Raw genomic sequence first — 19,288 nt, forward strand, 5'->3', positions numbered from 1 at the left:
AACGTGGAACAGTCCGGCGTCCGTCTCGCCCGAGTACTACTCCGTGGGCATCATGGGCTCGCTCCTGGCGGTCGTGCCCCTCATCCTCGCCTTCGCCCTGCTCCAGCGCTTCTGGCGCAGCGGTCTGACCGCCGGCGCCGTGAAGTGGCCCGCTCACAGAAGGAGTTCCGCCCCCACCATGACCGAGCACCCGCCCGGCCCCGCCTTCCGACCCCGTGCCGCACTGGCCATGTCCCCGGACGTCGCTTCGGCCGTCCTCGACGCCGAGTCGCACGCGGCCCTCGCCGCGCTGTGCGATCCGGCGCCCCTCCCGGTGCTGGACGACTTCACCACACCCCGGGCGCGCGCCGTGCTCGCCGACGTCGACCTGCTGGTCACCGGCTGGGGCTGCCCGCCCCTGGACGCCGAGGTCCTGCGGGCCGCGCCCCGCCTGCGCGCCGTCGTGCACGCCGCGGGCAGCGTACGCGGCCATGTCACCGACGCCTGCTGGGAACGCGGCATCGAGGTCTCCTCCGCCGCCGCGGCCAACGCCGTGCCGGTCGCCGAGTACACCCTCGCCATGATCCTTCTCACCGGAAAACGGGTCCTGGAGAGCGCGCGCGACTACCGCGGCGCCCGCGCCCGGCCCGACTGGCTGCGCCCCGACCGCTCCACCGGCAACCACCGCCGCACCGTGGGCATCCTGTCGGCCTCCCTCATCGGCCGCCGCGTCATCGACCTGCTGCGCCCGCACGACATCGACGTCCTGCTCCACGACCCGTACGTCGACGACAAGGGCGCGGCCGAACTCGGTGTGCGCCGAGTGGAGTTGGCGGAGCTGTTCCGGCAGTCCGACACGGTCAGCGTGCACACCCCGCTGCTGCCCGAGACCCGTGGCCTGGTCGGCCGCGAACTGATCGACTCCATGCGGCCCGACGCCGTGCTCGTCAACACCGCCCGCGGCGCCGTCGTCGACCAGGACGCGCTCACGGATGCGGCGCTGGCCGGCCGCATCCGTGCCGTGCTGGACGTCACCGAGCCCGAAGTCCTGCCGCCCGGCCACCCGTTGTGGAGCTGCGAGAACGTCCTGCTCACCCCCCACCTCGCCGGCTCCCAGGGCAACGAGCTGCGCCGCCTGGCCGATCTCGCGCTCGCCGAGATCCGGCGCTGGGCCGCCGGCGACGGTTTCCTCCACCCCGTACGACGCGAAAGGCTGGCCTTCCTCGCATGAGCATCCCCTTCGAACTGCCCCCGGAGAACCGCGACCTGAGCCCGTACACCGGCTGCACCCGCGCCCACTGGGAGGCCGCCGCGGACGGGCTCCTCACCGCGGCCTGGCGCTGGAGCACCCCCGGCCACGCCCTGCTGGACCTGCCGGGACGCCCCTCCCGCTCGGGTGTGCGCTCCGACGGCCTCGAGGGGTACGCGAGGACGTTCCTCGCCGCCGCCTTCCGGGTGGCCGGAGCGGACGGGGACGACCCGCACAACCTGCTGGAGCGTTACGCGGGCGGACTCGCCGCCGGCACCCGCACTCCGGGCCGCGACGACACCGAGTCCTGGCCGCTGATCCTGGACTTCATGGTGCAGGGCCAGCCCATGGTCGAGTCGGCGTCGATCGCCCTCGGCCTGCGCCTGACCGCCCCCTGGCTGTGGAAGAACCTCGACCCGGATGTGCAGGACCGCGCCGAGGAATGGCTGCGGGGCGCGCTGCGGCACACCCCCGCACCGAACAACTGGTACCTCTTCCCGTACACCGTCGCCGGGTTCCTCGAGTCCGTCGGCCGCGGCGACCGCGAGACGGCCGCGGCCCGGCAGCGCGCGGTGGAACATCTCGAGCACTGGTACCGGGGCGACGGCTGGTACACCGACGGGGAGATGCCGGCCTTCGACCACTACAACGGCTGGGCCCTGCACCTCTACCCGGTCCTCGACGCCCACCTCTCCGGTGACGCCGACGCACTGGCCCACTACGGCGCCCGGCTGCGCGCCCATCTGGAGGGCTTCGCCCTGATGTTCGGCGCGGACGGAGCGCCGATGCACTACGGGCGGTCCCTCACCTACCGCTTCGCCGCCGCGTCGGCCGTCGCGCTGGGCGCGGTGACCGGTCACAGCCCGCTGACCCCCGGGGCCTCGCGCCGCATCGCCGACGGCAGCCTGCGTTACTTCCTCGACCGGGGCGCGCTGACCGACGACGGACTGCTGAGCCTGGGCTGGCACGGCCCGCACGACGCCGTACTGCAGACCTACTCGGGCCCCGCGTCCCCCTACTGGGCGTCGAAGGCCTTCGTCGCCCTGCTCGCCCCCGCCGGTCACGCCCTCTGGACGGACCGGGAGGAGCCCGCGCCGGTGGAGGAGGCGGACCGGGTGCTCGCCCTGCCCGCACCCGGACTGCTCCTCCAGGCGACCCGGGCCGACGGAGTCGTCCGTCTGCACAACCACGGCAGCCACCATGTGAGCCCCTACCAGGCGGAGTCGGCCGCCGAGGACGACCCGCACTACGGACGCCAGGCCTACTCGACCCGCACCGGCCCGACCGCGACCGGGAACATCGCCGACAACCACCTGTCCGTGGTGGTCGGCGGCCGGCCCAGCGTCCGCCGCCGCGTCCACCCGCTGGGTGCCGGACACGGCGGCGGGTGGGGCTGGGCGGCCTCCTGGCACCGGCCGGTGTTCGCCGGCGGCCCGCCGATGGTGCCGGGCCTGCGGGTGGAGAGCGTCACGGTGGCCCACGGCCGTCACGAACTGCGGGTGCACCGGGTGGTGGGAGCGCCGGCGGACTCCCTCGTCACGCACACCGGCTGGGCCACCGGCCCCGACGAACCGCTGGTCTCGTCCCTGCACGGCCTGCACGGCTGGGACGCTCCCGCCGCGGACCCGATCCGCGCCCCCCAGGGCACGGCCTTCACCCGCTGGGCCCGGGTGCCCCGGCTCAGCGGCCGCTCCCACGGCACGACCGTGCACGTCAGCCTGGCGAGCCTGACCGCCGAACCCGACCCGCGGCCCCTGACGGACGCGGTCCAGGAGGTCCGGGTGAACGGGGAGAGCACGGTCGAGGTCGTGTGGGCCGGGAGCGGAGCCCGCACCCGGATCGCGTTCGACCCGGTGGAGGTCGGCCACACGGATCAGTGACCCGGGGCGGGCTTCGGGCCCGTGCCGAACCGGTGCAGAGCAGGGGCGCCGCCCGGAAGGGCGGCGCCCCTGGCGTGTCCGGACCTCGGGTCCGCCGAGGGCCGTTGTGTCCATGCCATTGACAACCGAGGCAGGGGACCGAAACTCTCACTCTAGGAGCCGCAAGAAATGAACTGACATCCGCAAAAGATGTACGGCTGGTCGGCATTCCGTGGCAGGCGCTCCCTGCCTGCCCGATGCCCCCCGCCCCGCGCCACCGTCCGCACCCAGCCGGCTCCGTCCTGCTCCTGTGCACGCCCCGCACCGCCGTACGTCCCGCACTCGCCCGACCACGCCCCAGCACCCGCCGTGGAACGAGGACTTCATGAGACGGAAGCGATTCGGCCCCCGGACGATCACCGGCCTGCTCCTGGCAGGCCTGGTCGCCGCCGGTCTCCACCCCGCACCGGCCATCGCCGCGGAACCGGCCGTCCGCGGGCCCAACCTGGCGCTCGGCAAAAGCGTCACAGCCGGTGGCTCCCACCCCGGCCACCCCACCACCCACGTGACCGACGGCAGCCAGCAGACCTACTGGGAGGGCCCCGCCGGGTCCTTCCCGCAGCCGGTACGCGTCGACCTCGGCGGCACCGTCGAGGCCGACCAGGTGGTGCTGAAACTGCCCACCGGCTGGGAGGCCCGCACCCAGACCCTCACCGTCGAGGGCAGCACCGACGGCACCTCCTTCACCACCCTGTCCGCCTCCGCCGCCCGCGGCTTCGACCCCGACGACGGCAACACGGTCATCGTGGATTTCGCCTCCCGCGACCTGCGCCACATCCAGGTACGGGTGACCGCCAACACCGGCTGGAACGCTGCCCAGTTGTCCGAGATCGAGGTCTACGACAGCGATGCCGGAAGCGACCCCGGGCAGCCACCGGTGGACGGGACCAACCTGGCGCTGAACAAGCCCGTCCAGGCCTCCTCCACCGTGCACCAGTTCGTGGCGAGGAACGCCAACGACGGGCGGACGGACACCTACTGGGAGTCGTCGGGTCATCCCGCCGCGCTCACGGTCCAGTTGGGTGCGAACGCCGATCTCGCAGGCGTCGTCGTGAAGCTCAACCCCGCCGCGGCCTGGGAGACCCGGACGCAGAGCATCGAAGTCCTCGGACGCGAGCAGGCGGCGAGCGGCTTCACCTCGATCAAGGCCCGCGCCGACTACACGTTCGACCCCGCCGCCAACGGCAACACGGTCACCATTCCGGTCACCGGCCGCCATGCCGACGTACAGCTGAGATTCACCCACAACTCCGCCGGATACGGCGCCCAGATCGCCGAACTGGAGGTCATGGGAACCGCCGCCCCCCACCCCGATCTCGTCGTCACCGACCTCACCTGGACGCCCGCGTCCCCCACCGAGGCCGACGCCGTGACCGTCCGCGCGACCGTACGCAACGCCGGCACCGCCGCGTCCCCCGCCTCCACGCTGGACGTCGGCCTCGAGGGCACCGTCGCCGGCAGTGCCCCGGTCGGCGCGCTCGCCGCCGGTACCTCCACGACCGTCTCCGTAAACGTGGGCAAGCGGGCCCAGGGCGCCTACACGGTGTCCGCCGTGGTCGACCCCACGGACACCGTTTTCGAGCTGGACGACACCAACAACAGCCGCACCGCGACGGACAGACTGACCGTGGCCCGGAGCCCCGGACCCGACCTGGAGGTCCGCGCGATCGCGAGCGACCCGGCGAGCCCTGTCACCGGCACCGCCGTCTCCTTCACGGTCACCGTGCACAACCGGGGCACCTCGGCCGTGCCCGCCGGCTCCGTCACCCGGCTGGAGGTGGGCGGCCGCGCCCTCGACGGCACGACCGGGGCGGTCGCCGCCGGCGCGAGCGTCCCGGTCACCGTCGACGGCACCTGGACCGCCACCAGCGGGTCGAGCATCCTCACCGGGACCGCGGACGCCACCGACAGGGTCGCCGAGACCAACGAGAACAACAACATCCTCACCCGCTCCCTCGTCGTCGGCCGCGGCGCCGCCGTGCCGTACACCGAGTACGAGGCGGAGGACGGCACCTACCGGGGAACGCTCCTGACAGCCGACCCCAAGCGGGCGTTCGGCCACACCAACTTCGCCACCGAGTCCTCCGGCCGCAAGTCCGTCCGCCTCGACTCCACCGGCCAGTACGTGCAGTTCACCTCCTCGGGCCCGACCAACTCGATCGTCGTACGCACCTCGGTCCCGGACGCCCCGGGCGGCGGCGGCACCGAGACCACCCTGAGCCTGTACGCGGACGGCGAGTTCGTGCAGAAGATCCGCCTCAGCTCCAAGCACAGCTGGCTGTACGGCAACACCGACCAGCCCGAAGGGCTCACCAACACCCCGCAGGCCGACGCCCGCAGGCTGTTCGACGAGTCCCACGCCCTGCTCGGCCGGAGCTTCCCGAAGGGCACCACCTTCAGGCTCCAGCGCGACACCGACGACACCGCCGCGTTCCACATCGTCGACCTGATCGACCTGGAGCAGGTCGCACCGCCCACCGACCGGCCCGCCGGCTGCGTCTCCATCACCGAGTACGGCGCGATCCCGGGTGACGGGATCGACGACACGGACGCCCTTCAGCGGGCCGTGACCGCCGACCAGAACGGGCAGATCGACTGTGTGTGGATCCCGCCGGGCCAGTGGCGGCAGGAACAGAAGATCCTCACCGACGACCCGCTCGACCGCGGGCAGCACAACCAGGTCGGGATCCGCGACGTCACCGTCCGGGGCGCCGGCATGTGGCACTCCCAGTTGCACACCCTCACCCCGCCGCACCAGTCGGGCGGTATCAACCACCCGCACGAGGGAAACTTCGGCTTCGACATCGACGACAACACCCGGATCTCGGACATCGCCATCTTCGGCTCGGGCACCATCCGCGGCGGAGACGGCGGAGCCGAGGGCGGCGTCGGCCTGAACGGCCGGTTCGGCGAGAACACGAAGATCAGCAACGTGTGGATCGAGCACGCCAACGTGGGGGCCTGGGTGGGCCGCGACTACAGCAACATCCCCGAGCTGTGGGGCCCCGCCGACGGGCTGGAGTTCACCGGCATGCGAATCCGCAACACCTACGCGGACGGTGTCAACTTCGCCAACGGGACCCGCAATTCACTGGTGGAGAACTCGTCGCTGCGCAACACCGGCGACGACGCGCTGGCCGTCTGGGCGAGCAAGTACGTCAAGGACCCGTCAGTCGACATCGGCCACGACAACCACTTCCGCAACAACACCGTCCAACTGCCCTGGCGCGCCAACGGCATCGCGGTCTACGGCGGCTACGGCAACACCATCGAGAACAACCTGATCCACGACACGATGAACTACCCGGGCATCATGCTGGCGACCGATCACGACCCGCTGCCCTTCTCCGGACGGACCCTCATCGCCAACAACGCGCTGCACCGCACCGGCGGAGCCTTCTGGAACGAGGACCAGGAGTTCGGCGCCATCACCCTGTTCGCCCAGGGGCCGGACATTCCGGGAGTGGTGATCCGCGACACCGACATCCATGACTCGACGTACGACGGCATCCAGTTCAAGACAGGTGGCGGCGCCATGCCGGACGTCCGGATCAGCAACGTCACGATCGACAGGTCCAACAACGGGTCCGGTGTCCTCGCCATGGGCGGCGCCCGGGGCAGCGCCACTCTGACGGACGTCACCATCACCGGTTCGGCCGAGGGTGACGTGCTGATCGAACCCGGCTCGCAGTTCGTGATCAACCGGTAGCCCCACCGCACCACCCTGCGCACACGCCGGGCGACGGGCCCGTACCCCACCCGGGTACGGGCCCCTGTGCGTCCGGACGGCCTCCCGGCAGGCGCGACCTCCCCGCCCCGTGCGTCACAATGTGCAAGCGAGCGAATGCGGGCGGTGACACGCCGGGGCGGGCCCGGGTCTCACACGAGCGGGCGCATGTGCGACATCCTTCCCGAGGGTAGAGATATCGGCCCCATAGAAAGAGAGCGCAACAGTGGCGGTGCACAGTGCGTCGGACTCGGCCGAGTCGGACTCCTACGAGGACGAGCTGCCGGTCCGGCGCAGGCGTCCCGGCAACGTGGTCGTCAAGTGGCTCACCACCACCGACCACAAGACCATCGGCACGCTGTATCTCACGACGTCGTTCACGTTCTTCATCCTCGGCGGTATCCTCGCGCTGGTCATCCGCGCCGAGCTGGCCCGGCCCGGCCTGCAGATCGTGTCGAACCAGCAGTACAACCAGTCGTTCACGATGCACGGCACGATCATGCTGCTGATGTTCGCGACCCCGCTGTTCGTCGGCTTCGCGAACTGGATCATGCCGCTGCAGATCGGCGCGCCCGACGTCGCCTTCCCGCGGCTGAACATGCTCTCCTACTGGCTGTTCCTGTTCGGCTCGCTGATCGCGCTCAGTGGTTTCCTCGTCCCGAACGGCCCGGCCGACTTCGGCTGGACCGCCTACTCCCCGTTGTCGGACGCGACCCGCACGCCTGGGCTCGGCGGCGATCTATGGGTCATGGGCCTGGCCTTCCAGGGGTTCGGCACCATTCTCGGTGCGGTCAACTTCATCACCACGATCATCTGCATGCGCGCTCCCGGCATGACGATGTTCCGCATGCCGATCTTCACCTGGAACGTGCTGCTCACCAGCGTGCTGGTCCTGCTCGCCTTCCCGGTCCTGGCCGCCGCGCTGCTGGCCCTGGAGGCCGACCGCAAGTTCGGTGCGAACATCTTCGTTGCGGCCAACGGCGGGCCGCTGCTGTGGCAGCACCTGTTCTGGTTCTTCGGCCACCCCGAGGTGTACATCATCGCGCTGCCGTTCTTCGGCATCGTCTCCGAGATCATCCCGGTCTTCTCCCGCAAGCCGATCTTCGGCTACCTGGGCCTGATCGGCGCGACCATCGCGATCGCGGGCCTGTCGGCGACGGTGTGGGCACACCACATGTTCGCCACCGGGGCTGTGCTGCTGCCGTTCTTCTCCTTCATGACCTTCCTGATCGCGATCCCCACCGGGGTGAAGTTCTTCAACTGGATCGGCACCATGTGGAAGGGCAGCCTGTCCTTCGAGACACCGATGCTCTGGTCCGCCGGCTTCCTGGTCACCTTCCTCTTCGGCGGCCTGACGGGCGTCATCCTGGCCTCGCCGCCGCTGGACTTCCACGTCACCGACTCGTACTTCGTGGTGGCGCACTTCCACTACGTGGTGTTCGGCACCGTGGTCTTCGCGATGTTCGCCGGCTTCCACTTCTGGTGGCCGAAGTTCACCGGCAAGATGCTCGACGAACGGCTCGGGAAGATCACCTTCTGGACGCTGTTCGTCGGCTTCCACGGCACCTTCCTGGTCCAGCACTGGCTGGGCGCCGAGGGCATGCCCCGCCGGTATGTGGACTACCTGGCGGCCGACGGCTTCACCGCGTTGAACACGGTCTCGACCATCGCCTCGTTCCTGCTCGGCATGTCGATGCTGCCGTTCTTCTACAACATCTGGAAGACGGCCAAGTACGGCAGGAAGATCGAGGTCGACGACCCGTGGGGCTACGGCCGTTCACTGGAATGGGCCACCTCCTGCCCACCGCCGCGGCACAACTTCCTCACCCTGCCGCGGGTCCGCTCCGAGTCCCCGGCGTTCGACCTGCACCACCCGGCGGTCGCGGCGTACGACCGGGAGGAGAACCGTCCCGAGCGCTCCGTGGTCCAGGCCCCCGGGGACCAGGCCTGACAGGAGTGATCCCGCAGCCCAGCGTGGAGGAGCATGTGAATCCGAGCCAGGACAGCGCCCGCGGCCTCAACCAGTTCGAGGGGTACCTGCTGTGGGCGGCCGAAGTCGAGGACGCCCGGCGTCGGGCCGAGCGGTTCACCGAGCAGTTGCCGTGGCTGACGACCGCACAGCGCGAGGACGTGGAACGTGTCTACACCGCCGACCGCATCGAGGCCTCCCGCGTGACACTGGTCCGGATCTGCGACCGGGCGACCGAGCTCCGCGACATGTACGCCCAGCGCTATCACCAGCTCCGGGTGCGGTGCGTGGCCGCCGCGGTCGTGGGCCTGGCGAGTGGTGCGGGCGCCGTCGTCCTCGCTTTCCTCGTCGGGGAATGACGGCCCGCCGCCCCGCCGGGGCCACCGGATACCGGCGCCCCGGCGGGCAGATGGGGGACGTTGCCCGGACTCGCGCGGGGAGCGCGGCGTTTTGGCCGAGCCGAAGTCAGGCTGGCCCCATGGCTTCATCGATCGAAGGCCCGCACCGCGGGCGTCCACGAGCTCCGTCCCCGGGCCACCGGCGGTCCGCCGCCCCGGCCCGGGGCCGCGACCGGCTGCCGATGCCGGTCCTCGCCCTCCTGGCGGCGGCGCTCCTCACCGGCTGCGCAGCGACCACCGGCAGCCCGGCGGGGGAGTCGTCCCCCACGGCTGCCACCCCCACGGCCGCCGCCCCACCGGCAGTCGGGGCACCGGGGAACGCGGCGACGGGAAACGGAGCACCTGGTACCGGAGCACCCGGCGTGGAGAGCACCACCCAGGGCCGGACCGATGCCGGAGCGCATCCCGGCACCCCCGCCCCGCTGGGCAATCTCGGTCCCCGCACGCTGGCCCTGATCCCCGGCAACGCCCGCCAGGCCGTCGTCGTCACCGGCAAGGGCCGGGACGCGAACCGCTCCGAGGCCGTGCTGTACCGGCGTACCGCATCGGGCTGGGAGGCGGGCACGGTCTGGCCCGCCCGCAACGCCCTCAACGGCTGGACCGACAACCACCTGGTGGGCGATCTCCGCTCGCCCATCGGTGTGTTCACCCTCAGCGACGCGGGGGGTCTGCTGCCGGACCCGGGCACCCTGCTGCCGTACGACGAGTCGCCCGGGTTCTCCATCAGCGGGACGGGCTTCATGGGGGAGCCGCTCGCCGGGTCCTTCGACTACGTCGTGGCGATCGACTACAACCGCGTCCCGGGCACCTCCCCGCTCGACTGGACCCGCCCGCTCGGCGCCTACCGGGGCGGCGGCATCTGGCTGCACGTGGACCACGACGGGCCCACCCAGGGCTGCGTGAGCCTTGAGGAACGGCACATGAGGCAACTCCTGCTGGCCCTCGACCCCGAGCAGCACCCGGTGATCGTCATGGGGGACGCCGGGTCACTGAGCAGGTGAACGGGACACCCGCGTCCGGTCCCGGGAGTTCGCGGCGGGGCGGGCGGGCGCCCGGACCGACGGCCGGGGCGCGATCCCGCACCCGTCCGCCCGGCTCCCGCACCCGTCCGCCCGGCTCCCGCACCCGTCCGCCCGGCTCCCGGTGCCGTACGCGCGGTCGAAGGAGGCACGGGACGCGGTCGCCCGCCGGACGGGCAAGGACATGACGCAGGCAGTCGCGTTCACACTGTTCGGTGCTGTGATCCGTAGCCCGTCCGGGTGGCGGTGGCGGACGCGCGCCGATGTGGCCGCGCCGTCACCGAAGTGGGGCCCACGCCCTCACCCGTTCACCCGCTCACCCGGATCCCCTTCGGAGGGCGTTCGTCGTGGTGACCGCCATCGGCCTGGACACCGGAACCGGCCGGGAACCGGCGCCCCGGCACTACCTGGTGATCACCCTGACCGCGGTGGCCATGGGGGTATGCAGCTTGACCACGTGGCGGCTCGGAGCAGGCCTGAACACCCTCCTGGTCACCGGCACCCTCACCACCCGGCTCAGGACGTCGGCCCCGGGCGGCGGCCGGAACCGGAATCCTCCGTACCGCGCCGGGTGCTCCACTCTCCCGTGCTCCGGGCGTCCCAGTCCGGGTCCTCCAGGGCCCACCGTGCTCCGCCCTCGTCCCGGGAGGGCAGGCCCGAGGCGGTCTCGCCCGCGGTGAGGTGCTCCAGCACCTCGACCAGTTCCTGGCAGGCGCGTTCCACGGAACGCCGCGTGCTGCGCTGCTCGGTGATCAATGCCGACAGCAGCAGGGCGGTCAGCGCCACCGCGCCGTTGAACGCCTGGAGGTTGATCATGACCTCCTCGCGGGAGAGGTTCTCGAAGGGCCCTACCCGATCGGTCGCGGCGATGGTGGCCATGGTGGAGGCGAACATCGCGCACACCATGCTGCCGGCGAGCTGGAGCCGCAGTGCGGCCCAGATCAACAGCGGATAGACGAGGAACAGCACGCTCATTCCGATGCGGGTGACCAGGGGCACCAGGGCGGCCGCGACGACCGCCAGCCCCAGGGCCTCCTTCCACCGCGACCAGCGCATGGGACCGCGCAGTTGGTGGAGCACGAGCAGGGCCGGGGCGACGATGAGCACTCCCATCGCGTCCCCCACCCACCAGGCCAGCCACACCTCCCAGAAGTCGGCCCCCGGCAGCTGCCCGGTGGCGACGAGCAGTCCGGTGGCGACGGACGAGCTGATCAGCATCGAGACGAAGGCGCCCAGGAACACCAGGGCGACCCCGTCCCGCAGGCGCGCGAGGTCGGTACGGAAGTCCACGGCGCGCAGCAGGAGATACCCGCACACGGGCGCGGCGGTGTTGCCCGCCAGGATGACGAGCGAGGGCCACGTCAGCGAGGTGAGCGACAGGATGACACCCAGGGCGCCGAGGGCGATTCCCGGCCAGTAGCGCAGCCCGAAGACCAGCAGAGCGGCGACGGCCACGCCGGTGGGCGGCCAGATGGGTGAGACGACCGTGCTCTCGACGACCAGTTTCCGCGTCAGCCCCAGTTGTCCCGCCGCGTAGTAGCAGGCGGCGATCGCCAGCGTCCGAAGCGTATGGACGACCGGTCTGCGCAGATCCTGGCTCACCACCACACAAGCCATCAGACACCGGGCGCGCACCGTCGGCGAGGCGAGAGGGTGCGGAGAACGGGTGGGGCGCGGTGCGGCGGGACGGGCGGGGCCGCGGACCTACGGCCGGGCGTCCGGGCCGTCGTGCGCGATCACCAGGACGGCCGCGTCGTCGTCGTGGCCCACCTGTGCCGCCCCCTTGATCACGGCGGCCGCCAGCGCGTCCGCGTCCAGCCGGGCGACCGCCGCGATGCCCGCGAGCCGCACCACGTGGTCCAGCCCTTCGTCGAGCTGCATCGACGGGCCCTCCACCACACCGTCCGTGAGCATCACGAACAGGCCGCCCGCGCCGAGCCGGTACCGGGTCACCGGGTAGGCCGACTCCGACTGGATGCCCAGCGGAGGGCCGCCCTCGTCCAGGGTCACGCCGGACCGGCCGTCGGCCGTGGCCCACACGCACGGCAGATGCCCGGCCCGAGCGCTCTCGATCACCCCGTCGGCCGGGTCGAGCCGCATGAACGTGCAGGTGGCGAAGAGGTCCGAGCCCAGGGACAGCAGCAGGTCGTTGGTCCTGGCGAGCAGTTCGCCCGGCTCACCGGTGACGGAGGCCAGCGCCCGCAGCCCCACCCGGACCTGCCCCATGAAGGCGGCCGCCTCGACGTTGTGCCCCTGGACGTCCCCGATGGACAGGCCGATGCGGCCGTCGGGCATCGTGAAGGCGTCGTACCAGTCGCCTCCCACGTTGAGCCCCTGATAGGCAGGCGCGTAGCGCACGGCCAGCCGCACACCGCGGGCGGCGGGAAGGCCGGGGGGCAGCATGCCGCGCTGCAGGGCGACGGCGAGTTCCACCCGGGAGCGCTGCAACTCGGCCTGCGCGCGCGCCTGAGCCGTCAGCGCCCCAAGCCTGGCCAGCAGCTCGTCGCCGTCGTCCGTGGAGGCGGTACGGGACATGGGTCACTCACTCGGGCGGGGGCGGCAACGCTCGGTGATCTCCCTGGGAGGTCAAGATCTTAGTGATGTCTATATCGGATGATAATCGGAAATCAAATGCGTGGGCCAGTTTCGCGGGAACGGGCGAGACCGTCCGTGCCGTGGTGGCACATCCCGTGCCGGATCTCGTCGCGGACCCGGGCGGGGCCGGCCAGGACCCGGGCGGCCTCGAGGGCCTCGGCCGGCGGGACGGCTCCCTGTTCGTCTCCGACGTGGATCCCGGCTGGGCGAACGGCGTGCCGCCGGCCACCGATGTCGCCGGAGGCGGCGCCCACGGCCGTACGGAAACTACGGGGAGCGGATCCGCATGACGACCAGGGCGCTGGAGGCCGAACCCCACGGCGCCCGGGAGGCGTTGGAGCGCTGCCCGCTTCGAGGCGCAGGGCCTGGCCGGCGGTGAGTTCCGCCTCGTCGTCGAGCACATCACCGGGATCCCCCAGGGCCGGGACATGTGCTCCCGGTTCGATGACCGCGCCGCCGGACAGTGGTCGCGGCGGCGCCGCGACCTGCGCGAAGGTGCTGTGCGACGGCGGCACGGCGGCATCCGTGAGAGAACTTGTTCCGGTGATGAAGCGGCAGGGAGGAAGGCGTCGGAGCTCGGCCCGTTCCGTGGGTTGGCGCTCATGTGGTGCTCCTCGGCATGGGGTACGGGAAACAGGTTCTACCGCCGTTCACCGGCCACGTCATGTCCTGTCCGCGGGCCGTCCCGGCTCCCGTCGAACCCGTCTAGGCTGTGCCCATGGAGCAGCGCGAGATCATGCAGCGGGGCGTCGGCATCCTCACCGAGGCCCTCGAGATGCGGCGGCAACTCCGGGAGAACCCGGACGCCGAGGTGACCAGAAGCGGAGCGGTCTCCGCGCTCCTCGAAGAGATGCTGCCGCACATCCAGTTGCCGGCCGACGCGAGCCCCCGCGAGGTGGCGGAGATCGTCACCGAGAAGCTGGGGCCCGCCATCGTGCACATCACCTCCGCCCTCACCTTCGCCTTCGTGCAGCTCGCCGAAGTGCACGACGCCGGCCGCACCGACGTGTCCTCCGCCGACGTCCTGCGCTCCATCTCGCTGCGTTACGAGCCCCGGCCGGAGCGGTAGGCGGCGCCCGCCCGACGGTTGAACGACCCCCGGAGGGGAAGGGATTCCACGGAGCCACGGTTGACAACGATGTCAGACCTCCCGGAGGTTTTGGTGTTCGGATCCCCGCTCAGACCGCGTCAGTCCGTCCCTCGCGCCCCCCGCAGCCCCCGCACCCTCCTCACCTTCCTGCTCGCCGCCCTGCTGGCCCTCGGCGCCCTCGCCGCGCCCGCCCACGCCGCGGAACCGGGCGGAGGAAGCTGGACCGTGCGGCAGCCCGGCGCGGCGCGCGACGGCGTGAGCGCCGAGGTGCGCGTCGACGCCGTGGACGGCACGGTGACCCTGGCCGCCCGCAGGGGTGGCGTCACCGTGCTCGAACCCGCACCCGTCGGCATCGTCACCGGCACCGCCGACCTCACCTCGAACCTGCGGCTGGAATCCCGCACTTCACGCCAGGTGAGCGAGCGGTACACGATGACCACCGGCAAGCAGCTGCGCCGCACCGTCCGGATGACCGAGACCCGGTTCTCCTTCAGCGGCACCGACGGCGCCCGCCTCGACCTGCTGGTCCGGGTCGCGGACGACGGCATCGCCTACCGCTACGTCCTGCCGGGCGACGGCGGCGACCAGAGCGGTGACATCACCGTGGAGCGCGAGGCATCCGCCTTCCAGCTCCCCGGCTCCGCACGCGCCTGGCTCGCTCCCTACACCCCCAACTACGAGCGCGTGTACGCCCCGGCCACCGCGGCGGGCGCCGCCGACGGCACGTACGGCTACCCGTCCCTCTTCCGAGTGGGCGACACCTACGCCCTGCTCACCGAGGCCGACGTCGACGGACGCTACGCGGCCGGCCGCCTGGTCCACGAACAGGGCAGCGGACGCTACACGGTGGAACTGGCCGACGACACCGTCACCTCCGCCGGCCCGCTCGCCACCCCCTGGCGCACGGCCGTCATCGGCAGCCTGGCCGGCGTCACCGAATCCACCCTGGTCGACGACCTCGCGCCGGCCTCCCGCATCGCCGACACCTCGTGGATCCGGCCCGGCCCGGTCGCGTGGTCGTGGCTGGACGGATTCGCCGCGGCGCAGCGCAGCCTCGCCACCCAGCAGCGCTACGTCGACTACAGCGCCGCGCACGGCTGGCCGTACATCCTGGTCGACGACGGCTGGAAGACCACCGGCTGGATGCCCGAGCTGATCGACTACGCCCGGAAGCGGGGCGTACGGGTCCTGCTGTGGGCGCACTACACCGACCTGGACACGGCCGCGGAACGCGCCGAGTTCCTGCCCCGGGTGAAGAAATGGGGCGCGGCCGGACTGAAGATCGACTTCATGGACTCCGACTCCCAGGAGCGCTTCCGCTGGTACGACGACGTCCTGCGCGACACCGCCCGGCACGAACTGCTCGTCAACTTCCACGGCGCGACCCTGCCCAAGGGGATCCAGCGGACCTGGCCCCATGTGATGACACTGGAGGCGGTCTACGGCGCCGAACAGGGCCATGTCCCCGCCGCCGGAATCACCACCCTGCCGTTCACCCGCAATGTCGTCGGGTCCATGGACTACACCCCGATGGCCTTCCAGTTCGGTACCCGTACCGTCTCCGACGCCGCCGAGCTCGCCCTGTCCGTGGTCTACGAGTCCGGCTTCCAGAACTACGCCGGGTCGGTCCGGGCCTACCGGGACCGCCCCGAACTCGAGCGGTTCCTGGAGCAGGTGCCCACCGTGTGGGACGAGACCCGGCTGCTGTCCGGGCAGCCGGGTCAGGGAGCGGCGTTCGCCCGGCGGCAGGGGGACCGATGGTTCCTCGGCAGCGTGAGTTCCGGCGCGGCCGGCACCCAGGGCGTTCCGCTGGACTTCCTCGGCGGCGGGCGCTGGCTGGTGGAGGTCGTCCGGGACGGCGACGACGGCCTGGTCCGGGAACGGCGGACCGTCACCGCCCGCGACACCCTGAGCGTGCCGACGGCCGAGCACGGCGGCTTCGCCGGGATCGTCTGCCGTGCGGTGCCCGGCCGGGACAGCTGCGACCGGCCGGTGTCGCGGCTGCCGCTGACCTCGCTGACCGTGGAGCCGGCCAGGACCGACGTGGACGCGGGCGCGTCGGTCGACGTCGTCGGCCGGTTCGCGGTGGAGGAGTTCGGCCCGGCCGAGGACGTCTCGCTGACCGTGCGGGCCCCCGAGGGCTGGGCGGTGACGGGTGACGATCCGCACGCCGGGCGGCTGCCCGCGGGGCGCGACCTGAGGGGCGACTGGACCGTGAGGGTGCCGCAGGACGCGGAGTACGGCGGCCGGGACCTGGTGGTGACCGCGAAGTACCGCTCCCCGGACGGGCGAAGCGCCCGCGATCTCCAAGTCGAGCGCACCGTCAGGGTGTTCGTCTCACCGCCCGGTGTCGACCATGTCAGCGACCTGCCGTTCGCCGCCGAGAGCAACGGCTGGGGGCCGGTGGAACGGGACCGGTCCAACGGCGAGCGCGACACGGCCGACGGCGGCGCCCTGAGCATCCGGGGCACCACGTACGACAAGGGACTCGGCGTCCATGCCGCGAGCGAGGTCGCCATCGAACTCGACGGCGCCTACCGGCGGTTCACCACAGAGGTGGGAATCGACGACGAGGTCGGCGGCAAGGGCGGCGTCACCTTCGAGGTGCTCGCGGACGGCAGGACCCTGGCCACCACCGGGGTGCTCACCGGCACCGACCCGGCCCGGCGGATCGACGTCGACGTCACCGGAGTGGAGCGGCTGACCCTGCGTGTCACCGACGGAGGCGACGGCCTCGACTCCGACCACGCCGACTGGGCCGGCGCCCGTCTGCTGACGTAGGCGTTCGCCGCACATCGGCGACCGACGGTACGCGCCGTGCCCGTCCCCCGGAGACGGGTACGGCGCGCTCGGACCGGGGCGCCGCGGGATTCGATCCCGTTCCCGCCGGACTCGCACCGCACGGACTCGCACCGCACGGCCTTGCGGCCGGAGGGGAACCGGCAGCCCGTTCCCGCCAGGTCTGCACGGCCGCGCCGACCTGGCGGGGGACACCTGCGAAGAGACCGAGGGCCGTGCGGTCGTGCCAGGAGCCTTCACGACGGACCCGGGGCCTCCTGGGCGCCGCGCGGCAGGTCGTTCCGGACCCTTGACTCCTTACGCGCCAGTAGTCATCCTCGGCCCATAGCTTGCTCCGGTCATGACAAGCGGCCGGGCGGGCCCGGGTCACCGGCCCGGACCGCCCCGAGGGCCGACCGTGCTGTTCCGCCGACGGAGGGACGTGGGCCGTGACCATCGCTCGACGCAGGTACGGCGGACGCCGTCATGTCGCCCTCGTCTCCCTGCTCCTGCTCGTGCTCGCCATGTCCCTCGGCCCGACGCCCAGTTCGGCGGCCGACGGCGACTGGTGGGAGCCGACCGCGCGGCCGGCCCCGGACTCCGGCATCGGCGTCACCGGCGAACCCTTCAGGGGTACCGACGCGCGCGGCGAGGTCCGCGGATTCGTCGACGCGCACAACCACCTCATGTCCAACGAGGCCTTCGGCGGCCGGCTCATCTGCGGTAGGCCCTTCTCCGAGAAGGGGATCGCCGACGCGCTCAAGGACTGCCCCGAGCACTACCCCGACGGCTCGCTCGCGATCTTCGACTTCATCACCAACGGCGGTGACGGCAGGCACGATCCGGACGGCTGGCCCACCTTCGTCGACTGGCCCGCCCACGACTCCCTGACCCACCAGCAGAACTACTACGCCTGGGTCGAACGGGCCTGGCGCGGCGGGCAGCGGGTCCTGGTGAACGACCTCGTGACCAACGGCGTGATCTGCTCCGTGTACTTCTTCAAGGACCGCGGCTGCGACGAGATGACGTCGATCCGGCTGCAGGCGAAGCTGACGTACGACATGCAGGCCTACATCGACCGGATGTACGGCGGGACGGGCAAGGGCTGGTTCCGCATCGTCACCGACAGCGCGCAGGCCCGGCGGGTCGTCGAACAGGGCAAGCTGGCGGTCGTCCTGGGCGTCGAGACCTCCGAACCCTTCGGCTGCAAGCAGGTCCTGGACGTCGCCCAGTGCGACAGGGCCGACATCGACGCCGGGCTGGACGAGCTGCACGACCTCGGCGTGCGCAGCATGTTCCTGTGCCACAAGTTCGACAACGCGCTGTGCGGAGTCCGCTTCGACGAGGGAGCGCTCGGCACCGCCATCAACGTCGGCCAGTTCCTGTCGACCGGCACCTTCTGGCGGACGGAACGGTGCACCGGTCCCCAGCACGACAACCCCATCGGCCTGGCCGCCGCGCCGGGCGCCGAGGCGGAACTGCCCGAGGGCGTCGACGTCCCCGCCTACGACGAGGACGCCCAGTGCAATGTGCGGGGGCTCACCGACCTCGGCGAGTACGCGGTGCGCGGCATGATGAAGCGCAACATGATGCTCGAGATCGACCACATGAGCGTCAAGGCCACGGGCAGGGCGCTCGACATCCTGGAGGCCGAGTCCTACCCCGGCGTCATCTCCTCGCACAGCTGGATGGACATCGACTGGACCGAGCGGGTCTACGGTCTCGGCGGCTTCGTCGCCCAGTACATGCACGGCTCGGAACACTTCGTCGAGGAGGCGAGGCGCACCGAGGCGGTGCGGGACGAGTACGGCGCGGGCTACGGCTACGGCACCGACATGAACGGCGTCGGCGGCTGGCCCGCCCCGCGCGGCGCAAACGCGCCCGACCCCGTCACGTATCCCTTCCGCAGCGCGGACGGCGGGTCCGTCATCGACCGGCAGACGACCGGCGAGCGCACCTGGGACCTGAACACCGACGGAGCCGCGCACCACGGACTCGTCCCCGACTGGATCGAGGACATCCGGCGCGTCGGCGGCCAGGACGTGGTGGACGACCTCTTCCGGGGCGCCGAGACCTACCTCGGCACCTGGGGCGCCTCCGAGCGGCACCGGCCCGCGGCCAATCTCGCCAAGGGCGCTTCGGCGACGGCGAGTTCGGCCGAGTGGAACCCGTTCACGAGCTACGCGCCCGGCCGGGCGGTGGACGGCGACCGGGGCACCCGCTGGGCCAGCGACTGGAGCGACGACCAGTGGCTGCGCATCGACCTCGGCGCCATGCGTGAGATCGGGCGCGTCACCCTCGACTGGGAGCGCGCGTACGGGACGTCGTACCGCGTCGAGCTGTCCGCCGACGGCACCGGCTGGCGGGCCGTCGGGTCCGTCACGGCCGGCGACGGCGGCCTCGACACGGTCCGCTTCACCCCGCAGCAGGCCCGCCACGTCCGCGTCGTGTTCCTGGACCGGGGGACGGAGTGGGGTTACTCCCTGCGCGAGGTCGGCGTGCACGGCAGGTGACGGACCGGCGCGGGCCGACCGCGCCGGTCCGGCCGGTTCGTCGCGACCGGAC

Annotated in this window: 12 protein-coding genes; 10 read left to right on the forward strand and 2 right to left on the reverse strand. The window is 71.8% G+C overall.

All coding sequences use genetic code 11. The annotated features are described in order from the left end of the window. The first annotated feature begins 178 nt into the window (after positions 1–178). The 6 genes from ACIF80_RS21865 (at position 179) to ACIF80_RS21890 (ending at position 10,242) form a co-directional block, all read left to right on the forward strand. Positions 179–1,210 carry a hydroxyacid dehydrogenase gene (locus ACIF80_RS21865; RefSeq protein WP_399807548.1) on the forward strand — a complete coding sequence of 344 codons (1,032 nt, stop codon included), beginning with the start codon at positions 179–181 and terminating at the stop codon, positions 1,208–1,210. Further along, entirely contained in the window at positions 1,207–3,108 is a 1,902-nt protein-coding gene (locus ACIF80_RS21870) for a DUF2264 domain-containing protein (RefSeq protein WP_399807043.1), read from the forward strand. Before ACIF80_RS21865 ends, ACIF80_RS21870 begins: the two co-directional genes overlap by 4 nt. 364 nt (positions 3,109–3,472) lie before the next feature. Beyond that, complete coding sequence (locus ACIF80_RS21875) at positions 3,473–6,856, forward strand: CARDB domain-containing protein (RefSeq protein WP_399807046.1); 3,384 nt, start codon at positions 3,473–3,475, stop codon at positions 6,854–6,856. A gap of 244 nt (positions 6,857–7,100) precedes the next feature. Continuing rightward, positions 7,101–8,825 (forward strand): cytochrome c oxidase subunit I, encoded by a 1,725-nt coding sequence (ctaD, locus tag ACIF80_RS21880; protein ID WP_399807048.1) that lies wholly within the window; start codon positions 7,101–7,103, stop codon positions 8,823–8,825. Between the two features lie 35 nt (positions 8,826–8,860). Further along, complete coding sequence (locus tag ACIF80_RS21885) at positions 8,861–9,202, forward strand: hypothetical protein (protein WP_399807050.1); 342 nt, start codon at positions 8,861–8,863, stop codon at positions 9,200–9,202. A gap of 221 nt (positions 9,203–9,423) precedes the next feature. Next, on the forward strand, positions 9,424–10,242 hold the full coding sequence (locus ACIF80_RS21890; protein ID WP_399807550.1) for a hypothetical protein: 819 nt from the start codon (positions 9,424–9,426) through the stop codon (positions 10,240–10,242). A 534-nt stretch (positions 10,243–10,776) separates the two neighbouring features. On the opposite strand, the gene ACIF80_RS21895 is transcribed toward ACIF80_RS21890, so the two are convergent. Beyond that, on the reverse strand, positions 10,777–11,877 hold the full coding sequence (locus ACIF80_RS21895; RefSeq protein WP_399807052.1) for an MASE1 domain-containing protein: 1,101 nt from the start codon (positions 11,875–11,877) through the stop codon (positions 10,777–10,779). Positions 11,878–11,964: 87 nt separating this feature from the next. Further along, positions 11,965–12,795 carry a PP2C family protein-serine/threonine phosphatase gene (locus tag ACIF80_RS21900; RefSeq protein WP_399807054.1) on the reverse strand — a complete coding sequence of 277 codons (831 nt, stop codon included), beginning with the start codon at positions 12,793–12,795 and terminating at the stop codon, positions 11,965–11,967. A gap of 140 nt (positions 12,796–12,935) precedes the next feature. Between ACIF80_RS21900 and ACIF80_RS21905 the strand changes: the two genes are divergently transcribed. The 4 genes from ACIF80_RS21905 (at position 12,936) to ACIF80_RS21920 (ending at position 19,236) form a co-directional block, all read left to right on the forward strand. Continuing rightward, a complete protein-coding gene (locus ACIF80_RS21905; protein WP_399807057.1) occupies positions 12,936–13,145 on the forward strand; it encodes a hypothetical protein in 210 nt (69 codons plus the stop codon). A 428-nt stretch (positions 13,146–13,573) separates the two neighbouring features. Beyond that, complete coding sequence (locus ACIF80_RS21910; protein ID WP_055592751.1) at positions 13,574–13,924, forward strand: hypothetical protein; 351 nt, start codon at positions 13,574–13,576, stop codon at positions 13,922–13,924. A gap of 69 nt (positions 13,925–13,993) precedes the next feature. Further along, positions 13,994–16,726, forward strand: coding sequence for a glycoside hydrolase family 97 catalytic domain-containing protein (locus tag ACIF80_RS21915; RefSeq protein WP_399807060.1), 2,733 nt, complete (start codon positions 13,994–13,996; stop codon positions 16,724–16,726). Between the two features lie 521 nt (positions 16,727–17,247). Then, the gene (locus ACIF80_RS21920; protein ID WP_399807552.1) at positions 17,248–19,236 is read left to right on the forward strand and encodes a discoidin domain-containing protein; all 1,989 of its coding nucleotides are present in this window, start codon (positions 17,248–17,250) and stop codon (positions 19,234–19,236) included. Positions 19,237–19,288 lie beyond the last annotated feature (52 nt).

This window comes from Streptomyces sp. NPDC085927 (assembly GCF_044540975.1).
In the GTDB taxonomy this organism is placed as follows: Bacteria; Actinomycetota; Actinomycetes; order Streptomycetales; family Streptomycetaceae; genus Streptomyces; species Streptomyces hirsutus.

What these genes read in the sequence shown, in the direction of transcription:
- ACIF80_RS21865 (WP_399807548.1), top strand. Translation starts at nt 179, where the DNA reads ATGACCGAGCACCCGCCCGGCCCCGCCTTCCGACCCCGTGCCGCACTG.
- ACIF80_RS21870 (WP_399807043.1), top strand. Translation starts at nt 1,207, where the DNA reads ATGAGCATCCCCTTCGAACTGCCCCCGGAGAACCGCGACCTGAGCCCG.
- ACIF80_RS21875 (WP_399807046.1), top strand. Translation starts at nt 3,473, where the DNA reads ATGAGACGGAAGCGATTCGGCCCCCGGACGATCACCGGCCTGCTCCTG.
- ACIF80_RS21890 (WP_399807550.1), top strand. Translation starts at nt 9,424, where the DNA reads ATGCCGGTCCTCGCCCTCCTGGCGGCGGCGCTCCTCACCGGCTGCGCA.
- ACIF80_RS21895 (WP_399807052.1), bottom strand. Translation starts at nt 11,877, where the DNA reads ATGGCTTGTGTGGTGGTGAGCCAGGATCTGCGCAGACCGGTCGTCCAT.
- ACIF80_RS21900 (WP_399807054.1), bottom strand. Translation starts at nt 12,795, where the DNA reads ATGTCCCGTACCGCCTCCACGGACGACGGCGACGAGCTGCTGGCCAGG.
- ACIF80_RS21910 (WP_055592751.1), top strand. Translation starts at nt 13,574, where the DNA reads ATGGAGCAGCGCGAGATCATGCAGCGGGGCGTCGGCATCCTCACCGAG.
- ACIF80_RS21915 (WP_399807060.1), top strand. Translation starts at nt 13,994, where the DNA reads ATGTCAGACCTCCCGGAGGTTTTGGTGTTCGGATCCCCGCTCAGACCG.
- ACIF80_RS21920 (WP_399807552.1), top strand. Translation starts at nt 17,248, where the DNA reads ATGTCCCTCGGCCCGACGCCCAGTTCGGCGGCCGACGGCGACTGGTGG.